Source organism: Methylobacterium sp. E-041 (assembly GCF_022829665.1).
Classification (GTDB): Bacteria; Pseudomonadota; Alphaproteobacteria; order Rhizobiales; family Beijerinckiaceae; genus Methylobacterium.
The window spans coordinates 1-2,727 of the sequence record NZ_JAKSYQ010000126.1; the positions used below are offsets into that span (position 1 = coordinate 1).

General features: G+C 71.9%; 3 protein-coding genes. 1 reads left to right on the forward strand and 2 read right to left on the reverse strand.

Features of this window, described 5'->3' with window-relative positions; genetic code table 11:
• The coding region (locus MKK70_RS11590; RefSeq protein ID WP_243947828.1) for a toprim domain-containing protein at positions 1–1,417 on the forward strand (1,417 nt) is incomplete at its 5' end.
• Between the two features lie 75 nt (positions 1,418–1,492).
• On the opposite strand, the gene MKK70_RS30605 is transcribed toward MKK70_RS11590, so the two are convergent.
• Complete coding sequence (locus MKK70_RS30605) at positions 1,493–1,618, reverse strand: hypothetical protein (protein WP_279603609.1); 126 nt, start codon at positions 1,616–1,618, stop codon at positions 1,493–1,495.
• On the reverse strand, positions 1,615–2,727 hold a 1,113-nt coding region (locus tag MKK70_RS11595), incomplete at its 5' end, for an ATP-binding protein (RefSeq protein WP_243947830.1). The genes MKK70_RS11595 and MKK70_RS30605, both read right to left, overlap by 4 nt.

The following is a 2,727-nucleotide window of genomic DNA, read 5'->3' on the forward strand; positions in this document are numbered from 1 at the left end:
CTCGTCGCAGACCAAGGACAAGCTCGTCTCCTCCGAGGTGCGCCCGGCGGTGGAGAACGTGCTGAACGAGGGCCTGTCGAACTGGCTGGAGGAGAACCCGTCCCAGGCCCGGTCGGTGATGGGCAAGGTGATCCTGGCGGCCTCGGCCCGCGAGGCCGCGCGCAAGGCGCGCGAGACCGTGACCCGCAAGGGCGCGCTCGACATCGCCTCGCTGCCGGGCAAGCTCGCCGACTGCCAGGAGCGCGACCCGAGCAAGTGCGAGATCCTGCTGGTCGAGGGCGACTCGGCCGGCGGCTCGGCCAAGCAGGGCCGCGACCGCACCTTCCAGGCGGTGCTGCCGCTGCGGGGCAAGATCCTCAACGTCGAGCGCGTGCGCGCTGACCGGATGCTCGGCTCGGCCGAGATCGGCACGCTGATCACCGCGCTCGGGGCCGGGATCGGGCGGTCCTCGACCGACCGCGAGGGCTTCAACCCGGACAAGCTGCGCTACCACCGCATCATCATCATGACCGACGCGGACGTGGACGGCTCGCACATCCGCACCCTGCTCCTGACCTTCTTCTTCCGGCAGATGCCGGAGCTGATCGAGCGCGGCCACCTCTACATCGCCCAGCCGCCGCTTTACAAAGCCGAGCGCGGGCGCAAGGCGCTCTACCTCAAGGACGAGCGCGCCCTCGAGGACTACCTGATCGACCAGGGCGTCGAGGGCGCGACCCTGACGCTGGCCTCGGGCGCGGCCTTCGGCGGCCCGCAGCTCAAGACGCTGGTCGAGGAGGCCCGCACCTTCCGCGGCATCCTGCTCGGCCTGCACACCCGCTACGACCGCTCGGTGGTCGAGCAGGCGGTGCTGGCCGGCGCCTTCCGGCCGGAGGCGGCCGAGCACGCGGGCGAGGCCGAGGTCCTGGCCGACGTGACGGCCAGGCGCCTCGACGCCATCGCCGACGACATCGAGCAGGGCTGGCAGGGCGAGGCGTCGGAGGGCGGCTACGTCTTCGGGCGCACGCTGCGCGGCGTGCGCCAGGTCGCGACGCTCGATGCCGGCCTCATCGCCTCGCAGGAGGCGCGCCGCCTCGCCGACCGCGCCGACGCGCTCCGCGAGATCTACGGCGAGCCGGTCACCTTCTCGCGCAAGGGCGAATCGACGGTCCTGCACGGGCCGGTCGCGCTGTTCGAGGCGGTGATGGCGTTCGGCCGGAAGGGGCTCCAGCTCCAGCGCTACAAGGGCCTGGGCGAAATGACCGCGCAGCAGCTGTGGGAGACGACGCTCGACCGCGACATCCGCTCGCTGCTCCAGGTCAAGGTCAAGGACACCACCGACGCCGACGACCTGTTCGTCAAGCTGATGGGCGACGTGGTCGAGCCCCGGCGCGAGTTCATCCAGGAGAACGCGCTCAGCGTGGCCAACCTCGACGTGTGATCCGTTGGCGCGAGACGCGTCCGGCCGACGGCCGGACGACGCTCTCACGGACCTCGGTGTCCGCCGTATCGGATGTCAGGACAGCCCGTTCGCGCCGAGAGCCCGGCGCATGTCGAGCTTGTCGCGGATCCCGTACTTCGCGAGGGCGGCGAGCCGGTCGCGCTCGGACAGCGCGGCGGGCGCCGTCGGATCCTGCGTCATCGGCCGTGCTCCGGGGGGTCGGGGGCCGGGGATGCGGTGCCGATGATCCGGCGCAGGACCCGGCCGACCTGCGCGGCCGAGTAGGGCTTGTGCAGCAGCTCGAAGCCGTGGCTGTCCTCGCGGGCGAGCACGTGGCTGTAGCCCGAGGCCAGCACCACCGGCAGGGCCGGGATGCGGAGGCGCAACGCCTTGGCGAGCTCGATGCCGCCCATGCCGGGCATGACGACGTCGGAGAAGACGGCCCGGAAGCCGGCCCCGTCCGTCCCGAGGCGCGCGAGCGCCTCCTCCGCGTTGACCACCCATTCGGGCGCGTAACCGAGGTCCTCGAGGATCTGCGAGCAGAAGGCGCCGACCTCGAGGTTGTCCTCCACGAGCAGGATGCGCTGGCCCAGCCCCGCCGGCGACAGGGCGGCGTCGGGGTCGGCGACGGCGGCCTCGACCGCTTCCGACGAGACCTCGGGCAGGTAGAGGGTGAAGGTCGTGCCCCGGCCGATCTCGCTCGTGACGTCGACGTCGCCGCCGGACTGCTTGGCGAAGCCGAACACCTGAGAGAGCCCGAGCCCCGTGCCGCGCCCGATGTCCTTGGTGGTGAAGAACGGCTCGAAGATGCGCCCGAGCACGTCGAGGGGAATGCCCGAGCCGGTGTCGGCGAGCGAGACCGCGGCGAACGGCCCGCGCGAGCCGGCATGGCCCCGGATCGTCGGCATGGCCTGCCCGGCCGCCACCCGCATCGTCAGCGTCCCGCTGCCGTCCATCGCGTCGCGGGCGTTGACGGCGATGTTCACCAGGGCCGTCTCGAACTGGTTGAGGTCGGCGCGCACCAGGGCCGGCCTGTCCGACGCCTCGACCCGGACGCGGATGCGCGCGCCGGTGATGGTGTCGAGCATCTCGGCCACGCCGTTCAGGCACGCCCCAACCTCGAACACCTCCGGCTTGAGGGATTGCCGGCGCGCGAAGGCCAGGAGCTGCCCGGTGAGCTTGGCGGCGCGGTCGACCGTGTCGGAGACGGCGTCCATGTAGCGCTTGCGCCGGTCCTCCGGCAGGTCCGGCCGGCGCAGGAAGTCGACGGACGAGCGGATGATGGTCAGCAGGTTGTTGAAGTCGTGCGC

Excerpts from the sequence above, each read along its gene's own strand:
- MKK70_RS30605 (WP_279603609.1), bottom strand. The coding sequence starts at position 1,618 with ATGACGCAGGATCCGACGGCGCCCGCCGCGCTGTCCGAGCGCGACCGG.